This is a genomic window from Lentzea sp. NPDC051208 (assembly GCF_040682435.1).
GTDB lineage: Bacteria > Actinomycetota > Actinomycetes > Mycobacteriales > Pseudonocardiaceae > Lentzea > Lentzea kristufekii.
Genome location: NZ_JBFBAW010000006.1, coordinates 409,203 through 430,798, shown reverse-complemented (window position 1 = coordinate 430,798; position 21,596 = coordinate 409,203). Strand labels below are relative to the sequence as shown.

Sequence of the window (21,596 nt, the reverse complement as noted above, 5' to 3'; positions counted from 1 at the left end):
CACCGACCCTACGACTCCCGTCAGGCGGCCCTGAGCGTTTTGGACCAGAGGGAGGCGCCGGTCGCGTCGCGCAGCCACACCGTGAGTTCGTGCTGCGACGCCTTGACCTCGCCGAAGTGCTGGAACCCGTCCAGCGGCGTGGTGTTGGCGGCGGGCGGGGCGTGCACGAACACGGCCTGCGGGCCGAAGGTCGGGTCGAGCGTGTTCGGGCCGAACGCACCGGCGTGCAGCGGACCGGACACGAACTCCCAAAACGGGTCGAAGTCGCCCACGGCCGCGCGGTCGGGCGAGTAGTGGTGCGCCGCGGTGTAGTGGACGTCCGCGGTCAGCCACACGGTGTTCTTGACGCGGCGGCGCTTGAGTTCCCTGAGCACCCACGCGACCTCGTGCTCACGGCCGTTGGGCGTGCCCGGCAGGCCGTTCGCGAGACCCTCGATGTCGGTGCCGTCCGGCACGGTCAGGCCGATCGGGAGGTCCGCCGCGATGATCTTCCACGTGGCCGTGCTGCGGCTGAGCCCGTCGACGAGCCACTTGGCCTGCTGGGCGCCGAGAACGACACCCGGCTGGTCCTTGGGCGAGGTGTTCCTGTCCTTGTAGGTGCGCATGTCGAGCACGAAGATCTCGACGTTGCGGCCGTAGGAGAACTTCCGGTAGACGCGGCCGTCCACCGCGCGCTTCCGGTCGATCGGCATCCACTCGTGGAACGCCTGGAAAGCACGCTGTGCCAACACGTCCACGCGCTTCTCGGTGTAGAGCGGGCTGGTGAGGATCTCACCCGGATACCAGTTGTTCGTGACCTCGTGGTCGTCCCACTGCGCGAAGACCGGGACCTCGGAGGCGAAGCGCTTCACGTTGTCGTCGAGGAAGTTGTAGGCGAACTGACCGCGGTACTCGTCGAGGGTCTCGGCCACCTTGGACTTCTCCGGCGTGACGACGTTGCGCCAGATCCGGCCGTCCGGGAGCGTCACGCTCTCCTGCATCGGACCGTCGGAGTAGACGCTGTCGCCGCTGTGGATGAAGAAGTCCGGCCTGCGGTCGGCCATCGCCTTGAAGATCGGCATGCCGCCGATGTCCGGGTTGATGCCCCAGCCCTGGCCCGCGACGTCACCGGACCACACGAACCGCACGTCGTCGCGGCCGAGCGGGGCAGTGGTGAAGCTGCCCGTGACGGGTGCGCTGCACGTGCGTCCGTCCAGGTCCTCGGCAGTGACGCGGTAGTAGGCGGGACGGCCGGGCAGCAGGCTCGACACCCTGACCTGCCCGGTGCCACCTGTCTCCGGTGTGAGCAACGGGCCGCGAAGGCGGCGGGCGTGGCGGAACTTCGGGTCGTGCGACACCTCGACGAGCATCCGCGAGGGACGGTCGGCGCGCGTCCACACGATGCCGCCGTCCCAGGTGACGTCACCGGACTGCACGCCGTGGGTGAGGATCGGGCGGCCGGACTGCGCGAGGCTGATGCCCGAGGGCACCAGCGCCGCGGCCGTCCCGAGTGCGCCTGCCTTGAACAACGTACGACGGTCGAAGGTCATGCGCGGTTTCTAGTCGCCGGTTCTGGCCAGCTCTGAAACCCGGGGTGAACATCAGCAGCGCAGGTCGGTCCAGCCCGAGACGTAGCCGCCGCCCGGCACCGTCACGCTGGAGACCGCGCGGGTGCACTTGTCGAGCGTGGTCGCGCCGGCACCCCACAGCTCCTGCCTGGTGCCGCTGCGGGTGTCGCCGCCGGGGTACTCCTCGCCGCCGTCGATCACCGCGATCCAGTTCGAGACGCGGTAGGAGTGGTTCTTCGCGTAGGAGTCCCAGACCCAGGTGTAGGCGAAGTTCTTGCCGCACCCGGCGAACTGCTTGACCGACGCGATGGTCGCGCCCTGGTACTTCACGTACCCCGTGCTGCCGATCTGCTTGGCAGAAGCACAGCCGGGGACGGTCTCGGCGTGGGCGGTGCCCACACCGACGGACAGCAGCGTCGCGGCCAGTGCGGCGGCGATGGCGAATGGCTTTCTCACAGCCACGACGCTGGTGCAGTCCGGTTATGTGACGGTAAATCCTTTATGCGAGGCGCTTGAGCCAGTCGGTGATGATCTGGCGCGACGCCGGAGTGGCGTGCACCCACGTCTGCTGGTTCTGGTCGGTGTACTTGACCACGAGCCAGCGACCGTCCTCGAAGTCGATCGTGGTGAGGAAGGTCTTGGCGCGCTGCCTGCCCTCGCCGTCGCGCTTCGCCGCGTACAGCTTCGCCGTGCCGTTGCGGGGCTGGGCGAGCAGCTGGCGCAACGAGATCGACGGCGACGCCTTGCCGGGCTGGTGCAGGTTGATCTCGGTCTCGTGCACGTTGATCGACGCGCCGCGGCCCGCCGGAACGTCCGGCAGCTGCATCGCGAGGACCTCCGGCGCGCTCTCCGGCCGGATCGGGTGCAGCTGCACGAATCCGTTGTCGTGCAGGGCGAGCACACCGTGCTGGGAGTTCGCCGCGACCACCACGGGCCTGGTCTCGTTCGGCGTGACCGCGATCCACGCCGAGTAGTCGTGGTCGGCCTTGGCGATCAGGTGCAGCGTGCCCCGCACGTCCGGGTGGTCGAGCCCGACCCGGCGCAGCTCACCGATGACGTCGCGCTCGATGAGCACGCGTTCGTCCTCGGTCTCGCCGGGAGAGTCGACGGAGAGCGCGGGGTGGTACTGCCCCAGCTTCTCCTGCTTCCACAACACGTCGAAGGCGAGGTCGGACAGTTGGATCGACGACCGAAGCACGTCAGCCCCCGATCGTCGGCGGTGCGACCATCGGCATGTCGCCGATGATCTCGTTCGTGTTCTCCTCGGTGACGAGGTAGTCGGCGGACTTGTGCTCCAGGTCGTCTTCTCCCTGACCCTTCTGCCCTTGACCACCCATGCCGCCCATGCCGGCCGCGCCGCCTCGCCCCGCCGCGCCTGCCGCTGCACCGCCGCGGGCCGCGTTCTGGCCGGTCTCGCCCATGCCGCCGAACACCCCGGCCTTGCCGCCGGGCTGCTGGGCCGCCGTGCCACCGGCCGTTCCGCTGCCGCCACCGACTCCGCCGAGGCCGCCGCCACCGAACTTGCCTCCGGCACCTCCAGCACCGCCGCCACCGCCGAACTTGCCGCCCGCACCGGGGCCGCCTCCGACGCCGCCGCGGCCGCTGCCGCCCGGACCTCCCGGGCCACCGGGGCCGTTCGGACCGCCGATGTTCGGGCGGACGGGCACGCCGATGGGCGGGAGACCGGTGTTGGCCGGCCGGTCGATCACGCTGCCGACCGGGGGCTTGCCGGTGAGGTTGTCGATGCCGGGCCTGCCGGTGTTGTTGGTGTTGCTGGTGTTCGTGTTGTCCGACGAGCTGGTGGTGGTCTGGTCGCCGTTGGTCGTCGGCACCGTCCAGGGGGTGCCGGTCGTGCTCTGCGGCGTGCTGGTCGAGGAAGTGCTCGAGGTGCTCGACGTCCGCGTGTTCGTCGTGCTCGTCGTGGTCTTCTCTTCGCCGTTGTGGCCGCCGGTTTCGGCGATCTCGACCACGAGGCTGTCGGTCGTGACGCCGGGGAACTCCTTGGGCAGCTCACCGCGGTTGGTGTTGCTGGCGCTCTGGAACTCCTTGTAGACCTCGCGGTTGTGCTTCTCTTCAGCGTTGTAGCTGTTGACCTTGTCCTCGGTGTCGGTGTCCCACGGAGTCGCGTCGTCCCAGAAGCTCGTGTCCGGCTTGCTCGCCGGCATGTCCTTGAGCTGGTTCTTGTTGAAGTTGAACTGGTAGACCTGGTTCGAGATCGAGTGATCGGCCTGCCGCAGCGCGTCCTGCATCTGGACCATGGCCTGGTTGATCGGGTTGGCGGCAGCCTGAGCGGCACTCGCGCTCGCACCCGTCCACGCCTCGCCGAGCGTCTCGCCGACCCGCTTGAGCCTGGCCTCGATGGCGGCGTAACTGCGCTCCAGTCCCGCAGCCGCGGTGGCGGCGGCATTAGCCGACGCGGTACCAGGGCCACCATGCATCTGGGAGTAGATCTGCGCTCCCGAGAGACCCTCGGCGCGAGTGTTGTCCTCGGTGAAACAGCTGGGCGCGGGCCTGGTCATTTCGCACCTGCCTTCATCGTGGTGATAGCGAGATTCGCGAACTCGGTGATCCCGGCACACGGGTCGGAGAACTTCGGGCTGCCTTGATCGCTCTGGAAGGTGAAAGTGATGGCTTTCGCGTCGGACACGCCGACGAGCAAGGAGCAGTCACCCTTGTCGCGGGCTTCCGACACGAGAGCGATGTAGGTGGGGTAGCCCTGGATGGCCGGCTGCGGCTCGAACGCGACGTAGGTCGCGTCCTTGTTGGGAACGATGGTGGAGAGGTTCGTACCTTCCGGGAGGAAGGCGACTCCGGGAGCCATCTTCGCCGGAGTGCTCGACCCGAGCCAGATGCACGCCGTTCCGAGCGCGGTGTTGTTCACCCTGCCGCTGACACCGGGCATGCCGAACGCCTGGACCTGAGCCGCGGTGACCGTGCTGCACGGGTCGGCCTCGAAGGCTTTGACGTCGAGCGGATTGTCGATCTTGGGAACTCCACCGCCGTTGCCACTGCTGGCCGGCTGGCCGGCGGTGGTAGGCGTGCCGGTCGTGCCACCGCTGTCGCCGCAGCCCGCCAGCAACGCGAGCGCCGCAGTACCGGCGACGATGGTTCGGATGCGCAACGGCCCAGTCCTTCTACTTGAGGTTGTCGCGGTTGCCCTGTTCGGTCTGCTCGTACTGACGCAGCGTGGCTTTCAAGTTCTCGATCCGGGTGGTCAGCGTGTCCTGGAGCTGCTCGTTGGACTTCTGATGCGCCTCGCCCGCAGCACGAGCCCAGTTCGCGTAGACCTGACTCGGCGCGTCCTTGCCGGCCCCCTGAACAGTGGTCAGCACCACACCGCTCTGGTGAGCCATCAGGAGCTCGTCCTTGATCGACTCGTACTCCTTGATGGCAGCGCGCAGTGTCTCCAGATCGACCTTGGTTCCGCTCATCCCCCGTGCCCTCCCCGCAGATTCGTGCGTCGAGCAGCATAGCGCCAGGTCGCGCGGCCAGTCCCGGTTTCGCGGCACGATCGGGTGAACAAGACGAACCCTCGCTGTCGCATTGCGACAAGCGAGGGCACGAAGCGCGGGAATTCGTTCGGTGGAGCTTTTGCCGAATAACTTGGAAATGCGCTCTCGGTCAGGACTGCTGCTGTTGCTGGGCCGGGAGCCGGCCCTCGGCCATGCGCTTGAGCAGGTCCTTGCGCAGCCACAGCAGGTACGCCCAGACGAGCCCGAAGATCACGCCGATCACGCCCATCGCCGGCAGCAGCAGCCAGGTGGCGATCAGCAGCACGTGCAGCCCCACGACGGCGCCGATCGCCCAGGGCTTGCGGACGAAGGCGCACATCGCGATGAACACCGCGATGAAGCCGAACGCGACCCAGCCCACCAGGGACGTGACGCCGCCGTGCAGCTTGGCGATCACGGGGAGGGCCAGGGCCACGACGATGACCTCGAGGATCAGCGTGCCGGCCATGATGCCGCGGAACGCCTTCATCGGGTCTTTCTTCAGCGGGGCCGGGGTGGTCATGCCGGCTCCTTTCCGAACAGGGCGCGGGCCTCGCCGGCGGTGACGACCGAGCCGGTGACGATGATGCCGCCGCCGGACTGTTCGTCCTCGATGAGGTGGATGGCTTCCTCGATGGCGTCGACCAGGCGGGGACGCACCTCGAAGCGGTCTTCGCCGAAGATCGGGACGGCCAGGCCGGCCAGCACGTCCGGGTCCATGGCGCGGGGCGAGGAGTTGGTGGTGATCACCAGTTCCTGCACGACCGGTTCCAGCGCGGCGAGGATGCCCTCGGCGTCCTTGTCGGACATGACGGCGACCACGGCCACGAGCTTGCGGAAGCCGAACTCCGACTCCAGCGCGCGGGCCAGAGCCTCGGCGCCGTGCGGGTTGTGCGCGGCGTCCACGAAGACGTTGGGCGCGGAACGGACGCGCTCCAGGCGGCCCGGCGTGACGACCGAGGCGAAGCCCTCGCGGACCATCTCGATGTCGATCTGGCGCTCGGGGCCCGCGCCGAAGAACGCCTCGACGGCGGCCAGCGCCAGCGCGGCGTTCGCCGCCTGGTGTTCGCCGTGCAGCGGCAGGAAGATGTCCTCGTAGACGCCGCCCAGGCCCTGCAGCGTGATCATCTGGCCGCCGACGGCCACCGACCTCGACAGGACGCCGAACTCGCTGCCGAAACGGGCCACCATCGCGTCCACCTCGGCGACGCGTTCCAGGATCACCCTCATGACCTCGGGCGTCTGCTCACCGACGATCGCGACGGAACCCGGCTTGATGATGCCGGACTTCTCCATCGCGATGTCCTCGGGACGGTTGCCGAGGTACTCGGTGTGGTCGACGCCGATCGGGGTGAGCACGGCGACTCGGGTGTCCACGATGGACGTCGCGTCCCACGTGCCGCCCATGCCGACCTCGACCACGGCGACGTCCGCCGGCGCTTCCGCGAAGGCCGCGTAGGCCATGCCGGTGAGCACCTCGAACTTGCTCAGCCGGATCTCCGACTGGGAGTCCACCATCGCGACGTACGGCTCGATGTCGCGGTAGACCTCGACGTAGCGCTCAGGCGAGATCGGCTGGTTGTCGATGCTGATCCGCTCGGTCGCGAGCTGCAGGTGCGGGCTCGTGAACCGGCCGGTGCGCAGGCCGATGCGCGTGAAGAGCGCATCGACCATGCGCGACGTCGACGTCTTGCCGTTCGTGCCGGTCAGCTGCACGACCGGGTAGGACGTCTGCGGGTCGCCCAGCACGTGGGCGAGCGCCTTGATGCGGTCCAGTGACGGCTCGAGCTTGGTCTCGGGCCACCGCTGGTTGAGCTCGTTCTCGACGTCGAGGAACTCGTCGAGGTTGGTTTCCACGGTTCTTACGCCTCCGGCAGCGCGGCCAGGCGCTCGTTGATGCGGGCGATCTCGGACTCGGCGACGGCCTTGCGCTCCTCGATCTTGGCCTTGACGTCGGCGGGCGCCTTGGCGAGGAACGCCTCGTTGCCCAGCTTCTTCGTCGTGCCCTCGAGTTCCTTCTGCGCCGCGGCCAGGTCCTTCGCGAGGCGCTTGCGCTCGGCCGCGACGTCGATCGTGCCGGACAGGTCCAGCTCGACCTTCACCGCGCCCTTGGGCAGGCCGACCTCCAGCGTCGCGGAGACGGTGAACTCGTCGCCCGGCTCGGTCAGCCGCGTCATCGCGCGGACGGACGGGACCTGGTCGGTCAGGCCGACGCAGCACGCGCCGCGGACCTTGCCCGCGACCTTCTGACCGGGCTTGAGGCCCTGCTCGGAGCGGAACCGGCGGATCTCGGTCGCGAGCTTCTTCAGGCCCTCGATCTCGGCCAGCGCGTCGAGGTCGCGCTCGGCGCCGGTGGGCTTCGGCCAGTCGGCGACCACGAGCGACTCGCCACCGGTCAGCGACGTCCACAGCGTCTCGGTGATGAACGGGATCGCCGGGTGCAACAGGCGCAGCACGACGTCGAGGACGTGACCCAGGACCGACTGCGTGGCCTCCGCGCGGCCCTCCGCGATCTGGACCTTCGCGATCTCCAGGTACCAGTCGCAGAACTCGTCCCACGTGAAGCTGTACAGCGCCTCGCAGGCACGGGAGAACTGGAACGCCTCGAAGTTGGAGTCCACAGTGGACACCAGCGCGTCGAGCTCGTCGAGGATCCAGCGGTCGGCCGCCGTCAGCTCCTCGCGGGCGGGCAGCGGACGGGCCACCGTCGCACCGTTGGCCAGCGCGAACCGCGTGGCGTTCCACAGCTTCGTGGTGAAGTTGCGGGAACCGGCCGCCCACTCCTCGGCGACGGCCATGTCCGAACCGGGGTTCGTGCCGCGCAGCAATGTGAAGCGGGTGGCGTCGGCGCCGTAGCGCTCCATCCAGTCCAGCGGGTCGATGCCGTTGCCCTTGGACTTCGACATCTTCTTGCCGTACTGGTCGCGGATCAGGCCGTGCAGGAAGACGTGGTCGAACGGCTGGACCTCGTCCATCGCGTACAGGCCGAACATCATCATCCGGACGACCCAGAAGAACAGGATGTCGTAGCCGGTCGAGAGAACGGACGTCGGGTAGAACTTCTTCAGGTCCTCAGTGGACTCCGGCCAGCCCAGGGTCGAGAACGGCCACAGGCCCGAGGAGAACCACGTGTCGAGGACGTCCTCGTCCTGACGCCAGCCCTCACCGGTGGGCACCTCGTCGTCCGGTCCGACGCAGACGACCTCGCCGTTGGGGCCGTAGAAGACCGGGATCCGGTGGCCCCACCACAGCTGGCGCGAGATGCACCAGTCGTGCAGGTTGTCGGTCCAGTCGAAGTACCGCTTGTTCAGCTCGGCCGGGTGGATCTTGGTGCGGCCGTCGCGGACGGCGGCGGACGCGGCCTCGGCGATGGTCTCGACCTTGACCCACCACTGCAGCGACAGCCGCGGCTCGACGACCGTGTTGCACCGCGAGCAGTGCCCGACGGAGTGGACGTACGGCCGCTTCTCCGCGACGATCCGGCCCTCGGCGCGCAGCGCGGCGACGATCGCCGGACGCGCCTCGAAGCGGTCGAGGCCGAGGAACGGGCCGTTCGCCGTGATGGTGGCGCGGCCGTCCATGATCGTGAGGTTCGGCAGGCCGTGGCGCTGGCCGATCTCGAAGTCGTTCGGGTCGTGGGCGGGCGTGACCTTGACGGCGCCCGTGCCGAACTTCGGGTCGACGTGCGCGTCGGCGACGATCGGGATGCGGCGGCCGGTCAGCGGCAGCTCGACCTCGGTGCCGATGAGGTGCTGGTAGCGCTCGTCGTCCGGGTGGACGGCGACCGCGGTGTCACCCAGCATCGTCTCGGCGCGCGTGGTCGCGACGACGATCGAGTTCTCCCCGTCGCCGTACCGGATCGAGACGAGCTCGCCCTCGTCCTCGCTGTGGTCGACCTCGATGTCCGACAGCGCCGTCTGGCAGCGCGGGCACCAGTTGATGATCCGCTCGGCCTGGTAGATCAGGCCGTCGTCGTACATCTTCTTGAAGATCGTCTGGACGGCGCGCGACAGCCCCTCGTCCATGGTGAAGCGCTCGCGCGACCAGTCGATGCCGTCGCCGAGCCGCTTCATCTGGTCGAGGATCTTGCCGCCGTACTCCTCTTTCCACTCCCAGACGCGCTCGACGAACTTCTCGCGCCCGAGGTCCTGCCGCGACAGGCCCTGCTTCGCGAGGTCGCGCTCGACGGCGTTCTGCGTCGCGATGCCGGCGTGGTCCATGCCCGGCAGCCACAGCACCTCGTAGCCCTGCATGCGGCGGCGCCTCGACAGCGCGTCCATCACGCTGTGGTTCATGGCGTGGCCCATGTGCAGGCTGCCGGTGACGTTCGGCGGGGGCAGCACGATCGTGAACGGCGGCTTGTCGCTCTTGACGTCCGCCTCGAAGTACCGCCGGTCGACCCACCGCTGGTACAGCTCCGCCTCTACCTCCGCCGGAGTCCACGCGGCGGGGAGGTCAGGACGCTGGGTTGCGGTGTCGAGTTCAGTCACAGCGCAGAAGTCTACGGAGGGCTGGCTATCGACTTACACCGAGATACCTGCTAACGCGCGGGCCGACCTCTACGATCCCCGCCTCGTGAGTCTTTACGGGGGCCTTGAAGATCATCCGGACCTGAACGACGCCGAGTGGGGCCGTCGGGTCGAGCGCGAGTTCAACCGGGAGAGACGCGGCAAGCGGGGTCTGGTCATCGGGTTCGTGGCAGCGCTCGCGGTCACCGGTCTCGTGGCCGGCGGCCTGCTGCTGGGCGGTGTCGCGGAAGGACCGGCGCACCCCGCGTCCGCCGTGGACCTCGACCGGCCGTTCGCCGGCACGGAGTTCGAGACCTGGGCGGACGGCGAGAAGGGGGTCGTCGCGGCAGCCGAGCACGACCAGGTGCGCAGGGCCGTCGTCGCGGCCAGGCTGGACCCCGCGGTGCTGGTGGGGCACGACCCCACCGCGTTCCTCTCACTGGTGCCCGCGGAGGCACGCGAGGCCTGGAAGCCGGTTCTGCCGACGCTGGTGACCCGGCTCAAGCAGGGCACCACGCTGCTGCCCGGCGGCATCAAGGTCAAGGGCACCATCGCACCCGCCGTCGACAGCGAGGGCGTCGACGTCATCCGGAGCGACTACCTGATCGCCTACGCCTTCGCGCCCGCCGACAGGGCCGCCGTGGGCAGCCACGAGGACTTCGTCGTCCTGCTGCACGCGATCGCCGACTACCGGCTGATCCCGCAGGGCCTGCAGATCAGGGGCACGACGATCCGCATCGACCACGCGGCGTGCTCCACGAAGACCGACGGCTACCTGGCGCCGCGGTTCGCCGGGGGTTCGGCCTGCGCGGTGAGCGCCTGATCGGCGGCGACTGATCACCCTTTCAGAGGTGCCGGGACGCAGTGACGGCGATCACAATTGACCGTCACGGACCGTTCAACCCCTTGGGGCCCGTGACGGGCGACGCCGCCGCGTTCTTCGGGGGCGCTGGCGGCGCCGACGTCGATCAGCGAACAATGGACGCATGAGCAGCAAGCCCCCGCAGCACGACGTCGACGAGTCCGCGCTCGAAGTCAGCACCCCCAAGACCTGGGCAGCGGGTATTCCCGGCGTGCTCGTGTCGCTCGACCGCGCGGTCGAGCAGATGGGCGTCGGGCGCACGGTCAAGACGTTGCGACTGCTCAACCAGCGTGAAGGTTTCGACTGTCCCGGTTGCGCGTGGCCCGAACCGCAGGGCCACCGCAAGATGGCGGAGTTCTGCGAGAACGGCGCGAAGGCCGTCGCGGAGGAAGCCACCAAGCGCCGGATCGGGCCCGAGTTCTTCGCCGAGCACTCCCTGGAGAGCCTGCGGACGAAGACGGACTACTGGCTCGGCCAGCAGGGCCGGCTCACCGAACCGATGGTCCTGCGGCCCGGTGCGACGCATTACACACCGATCGGCTGGGACGCCGCGTTCACGCTCATCGCCGACGAGCTGACAGCGTTGTCATCCCCGGACGAGGCGATCTTCTACACCTCCGGCCGCACCAGCAACGAGGCCGCGTTCCTCTACCAGCTGCTGGTCCGCTCGTTCGGCACCAACAACCTCCCCGACTGCTCGAACATGTGCCACGAGTCGTCCGGCTCCGCGCTCAACGAGACGATCGGCATCGGCAAGGGCTCGGTGTCCATCAAGGACTTCGACCTCGCCGACCTGATCGTGGTCATCGGCCAGAACCCCGGCACGAACCACCCGCGCATGCTCAGCGCCCTGGAAGACGCCAAGAAGAACGGCGCGAAGATCATCGCGATCAACCCGCTGCCGGAAGCGGGCCTGATGCGGTTCAAGAACCCGCAGAACGTCGCGGGCATCGTCGGCAGGGGCACCGCGCTGTGCGACGAGTTCGTGCAGATCAGGGTCGGCGGCGACCAGGCGCTGTTCCAGGCGATCGGTCACCTGCTGCTGCAGTGGGACAAGCTCGACAAGAAGTTCATCGAGGCGAAGACCCACGGGTTCGAGGAGTACGCGGCGAGCCTGCGCGAGCTCGACTGGGACCGGGTGATCGCCGCGACCGGACTGACCCGCGAGCAGATCACCCGCGTGGCCGGCATGTTCGTCGACTCCCAGCGCACGATCGCTTGCTGGGCAATGGGTCTCACGCAGCACAAGCACAGCGTGCCGACGATCCGCGAGATCACGAACGTCATGTTCCTGCGCGGCATGATCGGCAAGCCGGGCGCGGGCCTGTGCCCGGTGCGCGGCCACTCGAACGTGCAGGGCGACCGCACGATGGGCATCTACGAGAAGATGCCGGAGAAGTTCCTGCAGGCCCTGGAGAGCGAGTTCAGCATCTCCGTGCCGCGCAAGCACGGTTTCGACACCGTCGACGCGATCAACGCCATGCGCCACGGCCGCGGCAAGGTGTTCATCGCGATGGGCGGCAACTTCGTCAGCGCCACCCCGGACACCCCGGTGACCGAGAAGGCGCTGGAGCAGTGCTCCCTGACGGTGCACGTCTCCACGAAGCTCAACCGCTCGCACGTCGTGCACGGGAAGACGGCGCTGATCCTGCCCGCCTTGGGCCGCACCGAGAGCGACGTGCAGCACTCGGGCGAGCAGTTCGTGACGGTCGAGGACTCGATGTCGGTCGTGCACCGATCGCGGGGCCGGCTCAAGCCCGCGTCGGACCAGCTGCTGTCCGAGATCTCGATCGTCTGCCGGCTCGCGCGCAAGACCCTCGGCGCCTCGCACCCCGTGGCGTGGGAGGAGTTCGAGAAGGACTACGACGTCATCCGCGAGCACATCTCCCGCGTCGTGCCGGGCTGCACCGACTACAACACGCGCGTGCGCCAGCCCGACGGTTTCGTGCTGCCGCACCCGCCGCGTGACTCGCAGGAGTTCGCGACGGCGACCGGCAAGGCGAACTTCACGGCGAACGAGCTGACGGTCATCGAGGTGCCGGAGGGCCGGCTGCTGATGCAGACCCTGCGCAGCCACGACCAGTACAACACCACGATCTACGGCCTGGACGACCGCTACCGCGGCGTGAAGGACGGCCGCCGCGTCGTGTTCGTGAACCCCGACGACATCGCCGAACTGGGCTTCACGGACGGTCAGATGGTCAACATCATCTCGGAGTGGAAGGACGACCCGACGGGCGTCGTCGAACGCCGCGCCGAGTCGTTCCGGATCGTCTCCTACTCGACCGCGCGCGGGTGCGTGGCGACGTACTTCCCGGAGGCGAACCCGTTGGTGCCGTTGGATTCCAAGGCGGACATCTCCGGGACGCCGACCTCCAAGTCGGTGATCGTGCGGCTCGAAGCCGCAGCCTGAGCTACGCGTGCCGAACCCGGACGAAGAGCCATAACCGGCGTCGTTCGGGTTCGGTCTCGACCCTCTCGGGCTTCTTGACGAGCCGGCGCGCGGCCGCGTCGGCCTCGAACTCCCGTTGACGGTACTTCGAGATAGCAAACGCTTCGTGGTGCGAGATCACGGCGATTCCCCTCTCGGTGATCTACTCGGATTCCTGATCGGGCGCGACGGTCACACCCAGGAAGTACCGGACCGGGCGAGAACCCTCGGGCCGCAGCGACGCGTTTTCCGTGCGCTCGTTGTACTTCCTCATCAACGCGTCCAGTTCGTCCTTGTACGCGATGGCCTCCTCCACGGTGAGGAACTTGGTGCTGCTGTTCGTACCGACCGTCTCGCGCCAGTCCTCGGAGAGCAGCTTGCGGGTGACCAGCCGCTCACGCATGCGGCTGAACTCGTGGTCCAGGTACGCCAGCACAGCGGTCTCGGCGGCCATCGCGGCCTCAGGGTCGAGGCCGTCCGGCGAGATGCTCTGCCGCGCGCTGACCAGTCGCCAAGGCTTCTGCCTGCCCGGCCCCTCGACCTCTTCGACGAAGCCGTACTTGGCAAGCATGTTCAAGTGATACGAGCAGCTGGCAACACTTTCGTCGAGCTTCTCCGAGCACTGCGTGGCGGTGCGCGCACCCTCGTCCGTCAGCAGGTTGATCAGCTTCCACCGGAACGGGTGCGAGAGCGCCCGGAGCGCTTTGGGGTCGGTGATCGGACTGTCGGTCATGACACCACGGTCGCACATCAAGAAATCTTTAGCAAGGTTCCTTGATATATAAACCCTGATATAACCTGCCTCCTGACCTGGGGGAAGGTGTGGCTGCTGGGCGCGGTTGGCGCCCTGATGGCGGTGACGTGGATCAACCCGCCCTGGCCTGCCGAACAGGCGTTGCACTGCTCGTTGACGGCCGTGGCACTCGCGGCGCTGTGGCTGTTGAGGCGTTCTCCTGGGACCGCAACCACTTCGACCGTCTCGTGCACTTCGCGTACGGCGTGTGCCTGACCGCGGTGCTGCGGCGGAAGTGGTTGCGATCGCTGGAGATCACACTCGCGACAAGTGGGCTTTACGAACTGCTGGAGTGGGCGATCGCGCTGACGCTCGCCCCCGGCGTCGCCGAGGCCTACAACGGCCAGCAGGGCGACATGTGGGACGCCCACGCCGACATGGCGCTGACCGCGCTCGGCGCGCTCGTCACCAGTCAGGTGAGTTGCGTGCGACGGCGGTCACCAGTGGCAACGACTCGATGACCGGCACCCGCAACAACTCCGCGGGCACGTCCGGGTCGCGCACGGGCTCGACGAGTTCGCGCAGCAGCGCGCCGACGACGTCGTCCGCGGACTGGTCGACCTCGTGGATCAGGTCGCGCAGCTGGTCCGCGGCCTCGTTGAGCACGCGCGGCCGTTGCGGATCCTCCAGCATCAACGCCGCCAGCCGCAGCACGCGGCGGCAGGTGCGCAGCCGAAGGCCCCTGCTCGCGGACTCCCGCGTGCCCGCGAGGCCCAGGCGGCCGCGCGTGCGTTCGATCCACGGCTCGACCGTCTCGCGGCGCCAGATCGGGCCGGACGCGAGTTCCGCGTCCGGCTCGGGAATGCCGTGCGAGCGCCGCTTGCGCCAGACGGCCACCAGCTGCCGACTCAGCCCCATGGCGTCGGCGATCTCCGCGATCCCGTAGAAGTCCCCCACGCCGCCAACTGTAACCAGAGATGACGCGGAGTGTCATCAAAAATGTCTCAGATGCGTTCGAGCACCGCCTGCGCCGCGTTGTGGCCGCCGATGCCGCTGACCCCGCCGCCACGCCGGGAGCCCGCACCGCAGACGAAGACGTTGTCCACGTCGGTCTCCACGCCCCACTTGCCGACCTGCTCGTCGGTCTCGGCGAACGGCCAGTCGAGCTCGCCGTGGAAGATGTTGCCACCAGGCAGGCCGAGCTCGGACTCAAGATCGAGCGGAGTGCGCGCCTCGATGCACGGGTTTCCCTGCGCGTCGACGGCCAGGCAGTCCTGGATCGGCTCCACGAGGTGCGCGTTGAGCTGGTCGAGGTAGCGCCGCACCAGTTCGTCGCGCAGCTCGGTGTTGCGGCCCTCGAACAACGACGCCGGCAGGTGCAGGCCGAACAGCGTCAACGTCTCGTGGCCCTGCAGCGACGGCCCGAGGATCGACGGGTCGGTCAGCGAGTGGCAGTACATCTCACCCGGCAGCACCGACGGCACCTGGCCCGCGGCGCTCTCCAGGTACGCGACCTCCAGCTGGTCATAGGACTCGTCGAGGTGGAACGTGCCGGCGAACGCCAGCCGCGCGTCCACACCGGACCTCAGCTCGGGCAGCCTCCGCAGCAGCATGTTGATCTTCAGCTGACAGCCGGGAGCGTCGTGGACCTCCTTGCCCCGCAGGCGTCCCAGCACCGACGGCGCCACGTTCGAGAGCACGAACCTGGCCTCGGCCGTCTCGTCTCCGTAAGTCACCGAGGCGGTCCTGCCGTCCGACTCGACGGACGTGACCTCGGCGCCCGTGACGATCCGCGCACCGGCCTCGCGCGCGACCCGTTCCAGCTCGGCGGTGACCGAACCCATGCCGCCGACCGGGACCTTCCACTCCCCTGTCCCGTTGCCGATCACGTGGTAGAGGAAGCACTTGTTGGCGCGCAACGAGTGCAGCGACGAATGCGTGCCGATCAACGCGTCCGTGGCGACGACGCCGCGCACCAGGTTGTCCTCGAACAGCTCCTGCAACGTCGCGCCGATCGGCCGTTCGAAGACCTGCTCCCACAACCGGCCGCGCGCCACCGCGTCGACGTGCACGCGCAGGTGTTCGCGGGACACCAGCGGCTCCAGCAATGTCGGCGCCAGGGCCTGCGCCAGCAGCTCCAGGTCCGCGTACCAGCGCTGCCACCGCTCCCAGTCGTCCAGCGACCCGCACACGGCCTCGAACGACTTCACGGTCGCCTCGCCCGGCGAGCGTTCGACCAGCAGCCCGCCCTTGCCGTTCGGCGTGTACGACGAGGCCGCACGGGACTCCAACGCGAGCTCCAGCCCCAGGTCCGACACGATCCGGTCGGGCAGCAACGAGACGAGGTACGAGAAGCGCGAGAGCCGGGCGTCGACGCCCTCCCACGGTGAGGCGCTCACCGCCGCCCCGCCGACGTGCGGCAGCTTCTCCAGCACCCTGACCGACTTCCCCGCCCTGGCGAGGTACGCGGCCGCCACCAGCCCGTTGTGGCCGCCCCCCACGATCACGACGTCGTCCATGCCCCGGAATCCCTCCCACGTAGCCTGGTCGGTGGGCAACATAGCGGTCCGAAGGAGATGTGCACATGGGCCGAGTGACGGTGCGCCGAGCGGTCGAGCGGGTGTCGCCGAGCGGGCGTCGCCGCAGAGTCGACGCGCTCGCCGCCGAGGAACCCCTGGAGCTGCGGGTCAACGGCAAGGCTCTGGCCGTCACGATGCGCACGCCGGGTCAGGACGTGGAGCTCGCGCACGGTTTCCTGCTCAGCGAGGGCGTCATCGGGACGTCGGAGGACATCTCGATCGCCCGGTTCTGCGAGGGCACCGGGCCGGACGGGATGAACACCTACAACGTGCTGGACATCGCGCTGGCCGAGGGCGTGCCGCCGCCGGACACCGGGGTGGAGCGGAACTTCTACACCACGTCGTCGTGCGGGGTGTGCGGCAAGGGCGCGCTGGACGCGGTGAAGCTCAAGACCCGCTACTCGCCCGCGCTGGACGAGGTCACGGTCACGCCCGAGGCGCTGACGGGCTTCCCGGACGCGTTGCGGGAACGGCAGAAGGTTTTCGAGAGCACCGGCGGGCTGCACGCGGCCGGGCTGTTCGTCGACGGTGAGCTGCTGGTCGTGCGCGAGGACGTGGGCCGGCACAACGCCGTCGACAAGGTGCTGGGCTGGGCGGTGCTGCAGAACCTCGTGCCGTTGCGCGGCGCGGTGCTGATGGTGTCCGGGCGGGCGTCGTTCGAGCTGGTGCAGAAGGCCGCGATGTCCGGGATTCCGGTGCTGGCGGCGGTGTCGGCGCCGTCGTCGCTGGCGGTCGAGCTCGCCGAGGAGCAGGGCATGACGCTCATCGGCTTCCTGCGCGGCGACTCGATGAACGTCTACACCGGTGGGGAGCGCGTGGTTGAGACCGCTTGACGGCGTCGTGGTGGTGAGCCTGGAGCAGGCCGTCGCCGTGCCGTACGCGACGCGGTTGCTGGCCGACCTGGGCGCACGGGTCATCAAGGTCGAACGGCCCGGGACGGGCGATTTCGCGCGCCACTACGACTCGTCGTGCGGCGAGGTGTCGTCGTACTTCGCGTGGACGAACGTCGGCAAGGAGTCGGTGTCGCTGGACATCACCCACCCCGGCGGCCGTGAGGTGCTGGACCGGCTCGTGGCGCGGGCGGACGTGCTGCTGTGCAACCTGTCGCCGCGGGTGTGGCAGCGGCTCGCGCTGGAGCTGCCGCCGGAGTTGATCGTCGGTGAGCTGTCCGGTTACGGCTGGGACGGCCCGTACGCGGACCGCAAGGCGTTCGACGCGCTGGTGCAGTCCGAGGCCGGGCTGGTGTCGCTGACCGGCGAGGGCGACGTGATGGCCCGCGCCGGCATCTCGGTCGCGGACATCGCGGCGGGCGTCCAGTTGCAGGCGGCGGTGCTGGCCGCGTTGCTGCAACGCGGCCGGACGGGTGAAGGCGCACGGCTGCGGCTGTCACTGTTCGAAGCGATGGCCGAGTGGATGCACCAGCCGATGCTCTACGCCGCCGGCACGGGCGCCGCGGCCCCGCGCTCGGGTGCCCACCACCCGAGCATCGCGCCGTACGGGCCGGTGGCCTGCGCGGACGGTGCCGTGCACCTGGCCGTGCAGAACGACGGGCAGTGGCAGCGCCTCTGCGGTCTCATCGGGCTCGCGCCGCAGGAGAGGTTCGCCACAGTGGCGTCCCGCGTGGAGCACCGCGCAGAGCTGCAGAAGCTGCTCGAACGGGCGTTCTCGGACCTCACCGCGGCCGAGTTGATGGCCACATTGGACGCCGCCGACGTGCCTGCCGCACTGACCCGCCCGATCACCGACCTGCCCACCCACCCGCAGCTCGACACGTGGGTTGACGTGCGGGTTCCCGGCGGAACGGCGCGGATGCTGCCGCCGCCGGTGGCCGGTTTCGAGTGGTCGCCGGGTGCGGTCCCCGCCCTCGGCGAGCACAATGACGCGGTGCTGACCTGGCTGGGCTATTCGGGTGAGGAACGAACTTCCCTGCGCGTGCGTTCCGTCCTCTGAGAAGGAAACGAGGAACGGTGCCCACGCGATGAGGTGAGCATGGGGGAACCGAGGTACAGCCGCCGCAGCCTCCTCGCGGCGATCGGGGTGGTCATCGCGACAGCCACCGGCGTCGCGACGTACGTGTCGTCGCCCACCGCCGTCGAGCGGCAGATCGCGACGGCCGACAAGGTGCGGGCGACGTCCGCCGCGAAGCCCGCGATCCGCTTCGAGCGCGTGTACTCGGCCGCCCGCCACCGCGAGGTCACCCTCGCCTTCTACCTCCCGCCCGGCGCGAACGCCCGCGGCCTGCCGATGTCGATCCTCCTGCACGGCCTGCACGGCGACGCCAGGCACGCCGCCGTGGGCAACCTCCCCGAGGTCCTGGCCGCCGCCGTCGCGAAGGGCTCGGTGCCCGCGTTCGGCTTCGTCGCGGTCGACGGCGGGGACAACTACTGGCACGAGAACGTCCCCGGCGACGACCCGATGGCCATGCTGCTCGACGAGGTCCCGCGCTGGCTCAAGGAACGCGGTTACGGCGAACCGTTCGCGGTGACGGGCGTGTCGATGGGCGGCTTCGGTTCGCTGCTCTACGCGAGGCGCAGGGCCGAACGCGGCGACCCCGTCGCGGCCGCCGCGGCCATCTCCCCCGGCCTGATCACGACCTGGCCGGAGATGGCCAAGCGGCGTGCGTTCAAGACCGAGCGCGAGTGGGCGTCGCTCGACCCGCTGCGCCACCTGAAGTCCACCGGGCCGACCGCGCTGGGCGTGTGGATCGGCGACCGCGACAGGTTCATCGAGGGCACCCGCCGGTTCATCCGCGAGGCGCGGCCCCAGGTGGGCACGGTGAAGGCCGGCGGCCACGACGACGGGCTGTACCGCAAGGTGACGCCCGACGTCGTGCAGTTCCTCGCCAAGTACGCGAAGCGCGCCGTCTAGACCCGCCGGGCCGCCCTGCCCCAGTGCAGGTACTTCACGCGGTCCTGCTCGTCGCGTCCGCACAGGACGACCACCGGGTGGTGCCCGTCCTCCTTCTCGACGGCGATCAGCGCGTCGTCGCGCAACCCGGTGAACTCGTGCTCCTCGTCGTCGCCGAGAGCCCGGAAGACGTCGTCGAGAGCCACGAACCGCACCCTCACCCTGTCTCCGTCTCCCTCGGTGACGTGCGCCTCCATCCCTGCGGACCGGTAGACGCCGACGAGCTTCTCCACGTCCATCGGCACCGGCACGAGGGGCGGCGTGGGAAACGTGGACAGTGTGACGCCCGCCAGGTCGCCCAGGACCTCCTGGAAGACAGCGCGCACCAACGGCAGGCTCGGCCCGCCGTTGGTGAGCAGGGCGATCGCGATCCCGGCACTGGGCATCACCCGCAGATACGCCTCGAAGCCCAGCGTCGCTCCGGTGTGGCCCACGCCGGTCTGGCCGTTGGCGTAGCGCTGCACGACCCAGCCGAGGCCCTGTGCACCGCCGAACCCGAAGTTCGGGATCGGGACCTGGGTTTCCCGCATCGCGCCGAACTCGCCTGCGTCCAGGTGCATCCGCGCGAACGCCGCCAGGTCTCGCGCGGACATCGCGAGCACCGAACCCGCCGGAGCGTCCCCCTCGGTCATCACCTTCCCGGCCGGTTTCAGCTCCTTGCCCAGGTGCCCCGTGGCGCACGTCCGGGCGGCGTACTCGGCGTGGCTGGTGGCCGCGGTGCACAGACCGAGCGGCTCGATCGACCGTTCCCGCAACACGGTGTTGAAAGGCTTGCCGCGCAACACTTCCACGATCCGGCCGAGCACCACGAACCCGCTGTTGCAGTACGAGTAGAACTCACCGGGCTGCACCACCTGCCGTGCTGTGGCCATGAGTCCGACGTACTTCTCGATCTTGTCGTCACCGCTGCCGGTGTCGTGCCAGAGATCGCCGTCGAAACCACCGGTGTGGGTGAGGAGGTGCCGGGGCGTGATGATCCGCGCGGCCTGCTCGTCGGCGAGCCTGAACTCCGGCAGCACGTCGCGCACCGGGCGGTCGAGGTCCAGCAGGCCCTCGTTCACCAGTTCCTGCACGAGCGTGGCCGTCCAGACCTTGGTGATCGACCCGATCTGGAAGATGGAGTCCGTCGTCACCTTCTCGCCGGTGACGTTGTTCAGCACACCTGCTGCCATGTCGGTGATTTCGCCGTTGTGCAGCACGGCGACTTGGGCGCCCACGACGCCGTGTTCCTCGACCAGTTCGTCCAGGTTGATCATGCTTCTCCCCCAGGAGTTCTCAGATCCGGGCGGCAGCCCGCCCGAAGTGCACCAGATCGCCCATCAAGACCAGCACGGTGTGCGGTCTCTCCAGGGCGATCACCGCGTCGTCGCGCAGAGCCACGAACACGCGCTCCTCGCCATCGAGATCGACCCGTACGCGGCCGTGATCTGCCTGCGTCACAACCACTTCGTGACCGGCGCAGCGGTAGGTGCCGAGGAAACGCTCGTTCACCGGTTCGGGCGCGTCGGGCGGCGTCGGCGGCTCCGGCCTGCGCACACCGGCGAGTTCGCTGAAGACGTTCTCGATGATGTCGTCGAACACTTCGCGTGCCGCGCCACCGTTGGCCAGCAGGGCGACCGCGATTCCGCGCTTTGGAGCGACCCGCAGGAACGAGGCCAGGCCCCTGTTGGCGCCGTGGTGGCCGATCACCGGGCCGCCGGAGTAGTCCGGCAGTTCCCAGCCCAGGCCCCAGGAAGCGCGATTACCGAAGTCCGGCAACAAAACCTGCGGCGCGCGCATCACCGCGAACGCCGGCGTCGCCAGGTGCATGCGCACGAACGCGAGCAGGTCTCGCGCGCTCATAGCCAGCGCCGACCCGGCGGGCCAGTCGGACTCCGGTCCCGGATCGGTCACCGGCCGGCCGTCCTCGTGCCCAACGGCGTGTGATGGCGTGCGTTCCGCGTAGGTCGTCGCGATGGTGAGCCCCAGCGGCACTGCCAACCGTTCCTTTAGGACGGTGTTGAAAGGCTTGTCGCGCAACACTTCCACTATCCGGCCGAGCACGGTGAAACCGCTGTTGCAGTACGACCACAGCTCGCCCGGCGGCGCGATCTGCGGGGCGTCGGCCAGCCGCGCCACGAACTTCTCGACCGCGTCGGCACCCGAGCCGGTGTCGTGGAAGAGGTCTCCGTCGAGGCCCGACGTGTGGGTCAGCAGCTGGCGCGGCGTGATGACCGGCCGGAAGCCCGGCAGCACGTCGCACACCGGACCGTCGAGGTCGAGCCTGCGCTCGTTCACCAGTTCCTGGACGAGCGTCGCCGTCCAGACCTTGGTGATCGACGCGATCTGGAACAGCGACTCCGTGGTCACCGGTGCGCGCGTGCCTGCGTTCAGCAGGCCTGCGGCCACGTCGGTGATCTCGCCGTCGGCCAGCACGGCGAGCTGGGCACCGACCACGCCGTGTTCGTCCGGCAGTTCAGGCAGCCTGCGGGTGATCCACTCGGCGGCGTTCACCGCCGCACCGCCGCCCTGCCGAAATCTCCGTTCACGTTCCCCCCA

General features: G+C 69.0%; 20 protein-coding genes. 6 read left to right on the top strand and 14 right to left on the bottom strand.

All coding sequences use genetic code 11. The features are described 5' to 3' along the window. Positions 1–20: 20 nt before the first annotated feature. The 9 genes from AB0M48_RS17585 to AB0M48_RS17545 all read right to left on the bottom strand — a co-directional run bounded on the left by AB0M48_RS17585 (position 21) and on the right by AB0M48_RS17545 (position 9,528). On the bottom strand, positions 21–1,529 hold the full coding sequence (locus AB0M48_RS17585) for an alkaline phosphatase D family protein (RefSeq protein WP_363842559.1): 1,509 nt from the start codon (positions 1,527–1,529) through the stop codon (positions 21–23). A gap of 51 nt (positions 1,530–1,580) precedes the next feature. After that, a complete protein-coding gene (locus AB0M48_RS17580; RefSeq protein ID WP_363842556.1) occupies positions 1,581–2,003 on the bottom strand; it encodes a hypothetical protein in 423 nt (140 codons plus the stop codon). 43 nt (positions 2,004–2,046) lie between these two features. After that, entirely contained in the window at positions 2,047–2,745 is a 699-nt protein-coding gene (locus AB0M48_RS17575; protein WP_363842553.1) for an ESX secretion-associated protein EspG, read from the bottom strand. A gap of 1 nt (position 2,746) precedes the next feature. Next, complete coding sequence (locus tag AB0M48_RS17570) at positions 2,747–4,066, bottom strand: hypothetical protein (protein WP_363842550.1); 1,320 nt, start codon at positions 4,064–4,066, stop codon at positions 2,747–2,749. Continuing rightward, positions 4,063–4,668, bottom strand: a complete 606-nt coding sequence (locus AB0M48_RS17565; RefSeq protein ID WP_363842547.1) for a DUF3558 domain-containing protein — start codon at positions 4,666–4,668, stop codon at positions 4,063–4,065. Before AB0M48_RS17565 ends, AB0M48_RS17570 begins: the two co-directional genes overlap by 4 nt. A gap of 13 nt (positions 4,669–4,681) precedes the next feature. Beyond that, positions 4,682–4,978 carry a PE domain-containing protein gene (locus AB0M48_RS17560; RefSeq protein ID WP_363842544.1) on the bottom strand — a complete coding sequence of 99 codons (297 nt, stop codon included), beginning with the start codon at positions 4,976–4,978 and terminating at the stop codon, positions 4,682–4,684. Between the two features lie 190 nt (positions 4,979–5,168). After that, the gene (locus tag AB0M48_RS17555) at positions 5,169–5,561 is read right to left on the bottom strand and encodes a DUF4233 domain-containing protein (protein ID WP_090071204.1); all 393 of its coding nucleotides are present in this window, start codon (positions 5,559–5,561) and stop codon (positions 5,169–5,171) included. Beyond that, entirely contained in the window at positions 5,558–6,895 is a 1,338-nt protein-coding gene (locus tag AB0M48_RS17550) for a folylpolyglutamate synthase/dihydrofolate synthase family protein (protein WP_363842540.1), read from the bottom strand. The genes AB0M48_RS17555 and AB0M48_RS17550 overlap by 4 nt, the downstream gene beginning before the upstream one ends. A 5-nt stretch (positions 6,896–6,900) precedes the next feature. Next, the gene (locus AB0M48_RS17545) at positions 6,901–9,528 is read right to left on the bottom strand and encodes a valine--tRNA ligase (RefSeq protein ID WP_363842537.1); all 2,628 of its coding nucleotides are present in this window, start codon (positions 9,526–9,528) and stop codon (positions 6,901–6,903) included. 85 nt (positions 9,529–9,613) lie between these two features. Here AB0M48_RS17545 and AB0M48_RS17540 point away from each other — a divergent pair, with 85 nt between their 5' ends. Next, positions 9,614–10,369: a hypothetical protein gene (locus AB0M48_RS17540; protein ID WP_363842534.1), complete on the top strand. Its 756-nt coding sequence runs from the start codon at positions 9,614–9,616 to the stop codon at positions 10,367–10,369. Positions 10,370–10,532: 163 nt separating this feature from the next. After that, the gene (locus tag AB0M48_RS17535; protein ID WP_363842531.1) at positions 10,533–12,821 is read left to right on the top strand and encodes an FdhF/YdeP family oxidoreductase; all 2,289 of its coding nucleotides are present in this window, start codon (positions 10,533–10,535) and stop codon (positions 12,819–12,821) included. A 181-nt stretch (positions 12,822–13,002) separates the two neighbouring features. Here the strand turns inward: AB0M48_RS17535 and AB0M48_RS17530 are convergent, their stop codons facing one another. Continuing rightward, a complete protein-coding gene (locus AB0M48_RS17530) occupies positions 13,003–13,572 on the bottom strand; it encodes a helix-turn-helix domain-containing protein (protein WP_363842528.1) in 570 nt (189 codons plus the stop codon). 200 nt (positions 13,573–13,772) lie between these two features. On the opposite strand from AB0M48_RS17530, the gene AB0M48_RS17525 reads away from it, so the two are divergent. Then, positions 13,773–14,093 carry a DUF2238 domain-containing protein gene (locus AB0M48_RS17525; protein ID WP_363842525.1) on the top strand — a complete coding sequence of 107 codons (321 nt, stop codon included), beginning with the start codon at positions 13,773–13,775 and terminating at the stop codon, positions 14,091–14,093. Here the strand turns inward: AB0M48_RS17525 and AB0M48_RS17520 are convergent. Further along, positions 14,038–14,529, bottom strand: a complete 492-nt coding sequence (locus AB0M48_RS17520) for a hypothetical protein (protein ID WP_363842521.1) — start codon at positions 14,527–14,529, stop codon at positions 14,038–14,040. The genes AB0M48_RS17525 and AB0M48_RS17520 overlap by 56 nt on opposite strands. A gap of 47 nt (positions 14,530–14,576) precedes the next feature. Continuing rightward, entirely contained in the window at positions 14,577–16,091 is a 1,515-nt protein-coding gene (locus AB0M48_RS17515; protein WP_363842518.1) for an NAD(P)/FAD-dependent oxidoreductase, read from the bottom strand. A gap of 65 nt (positions 16,092–16,156) precedes the next feature. Between AB0M48_RS17515 and fdhD the strand changes: the two genes are divergently transcribed. The 3 genes from fdhD to AB0M48_RS17500 are packed head-to-tail and all read left to right on the top strand — an operon-like array spanning position 16,157 to position 19,019. Next, positions 16,157–16,984, top strand: a complete 828-nt coding sequence (gene fdhD / locus AB0M48_RS17510) for a formate dehydrogenase accessory sulfurtransferase FdhD (RefSeq protein ID WP_363842515.1) — start codon at positions 16,157–16,159, stop codon at positions 16,982–16,984. Further along, the gene (locus AB0M48_RS17505; RefSeq protein WP_363842512.1) at positions 16,971–18,101 is read left to right on the top strand and encodes a CaiB/BaiF CoA-transferase family protein; all 1,131 of its coding nucleotides are present in this window, start codon (positions 16,971–16,973) and stop codon (positions 18,099–18,101) included. Before fdhD ends, AB0M48_RS17505 begins: the two co-directional genes overlap by 14 nt. 39 nt (positions 18,102–18,140) lie before the next feature. After that, the gene (locus tag AB0M48_RS17500; RefSeq protein ID WP_363842509.1) at positions 18,141–19,019 is read left to right on the top strand and encodes an alpha/beta hydrolase-fold protein; all 879 of its coding nucleotides are present in this window, start codon (positions 18,141–18,143) and stop codon (positions 19,017–19,019) included. On the opposite strand, the gene AB0M48_RS17495 is transcribed toward AB0M48_RS17500, so the two are convergent. Both AB0M48_RS17495 and AB0M48_RS17490 read right to left on the bottom strand, forming a co-directional pair. Continuing rightward, positions 19,016–20,314: a serine hydrolase domain-containing protein gene (locus AB0M48_RS17495; RefSeq protein ID WP_363842506.1), complete on the bottom strand. Its 1,299-nt coding sequence runs from the start codon at positions 20,312–20,314 to the stop codon at positions 19,016–19,018. The two genes, AB0M48_RS17500 and AB0M48_RS17495, sit on opposite strands and share 4 nt — an antisense overlap. A 19-nt stretch (positions 20,315–20,333) precedes the next feature. Next, positions 20,334–21,551, bottom strand: a complete 1,218-nt coding sequence (locus AB0M48_RS17490; protein WP_363842503.1) for a serine hydrolase domain-containing protein — start codon at positions 21,549–21,551, stop codon at positions 20,334–20,336. Positions 21,552–21,596 lie beyond the last annotated feature (45 nt).

Coding starts and splice junctions, on each gene's coding strand:
- AB0M48_RS17495 (WP_363842506.1), bottom strand. CDS start 20,314: ATGATCAACCTGGACGAACTGGTCGAGGAACACGGCGTCGTGGGCGCC.
- AB0M48_RS17535 (WP_363842531.1), top strand. CDS start 10,533: ATGAGCAGCAAGCCCCCGCAGCACGACGTCGACGAGTCCGCGCTCGAA.
- AB0M48_RS17555 (WP_090071204.1), bottom strand. CDS start 5,561: ATGACCACCCCGGCCCCGCTGAAGAAAGACCCGATGAAGGCGTTCCGC.
- AB0M48_RS17515 (WP_363842518.1), bottom strand. CDS start 16,091: ATGGACGACGTCGTGATCGTGGGGGGCGGCCACAACGGGCTGGTGGCG.
- AB0M48_RS17585 (WP_363842559.1), bottom strand. CDS start 1,529: ATGACCTTCGACCGTCGTACGTTGTTCAAGGCAGGCGCACTCGGGACG.
- AB0M48_RS17500 (WP_363842509.1), top strand. CDS start 18,141: ATGGGGGAACCGAGGTACAGCCGCCGCAGCCTCCTCGCGGCGATCGGG.
- AB0M48_RS17560 (WP_363842544.1), bottom strand. CDS start 4,978: ATGAGCGGAACCAAGGTCGATCTGGAGACACTGCGCGCTGCCATCAAG.
- AB0M48_RS17570 (WP_363842550.1), bottom strand. CDS start 4,066: ATGACCAGGCCCGCGCCCAGCTGTTTCACCGAGGACAACACTCGCGCC.
- AB0M48_RS17530 (WP_363842528.1), bottom strand. CDS start 13,572: ATGACCGACAGTCCGATCACCGACCCCAAAGCGCTCCGGGCGCTCTCG.
- fdhD (WP_363842515.1), top strand. CDS start 16,157: ATGGGCCGAGTGACGGTGCGCCGAGCGGTCGAGCGGGTGTCGCCGAGC.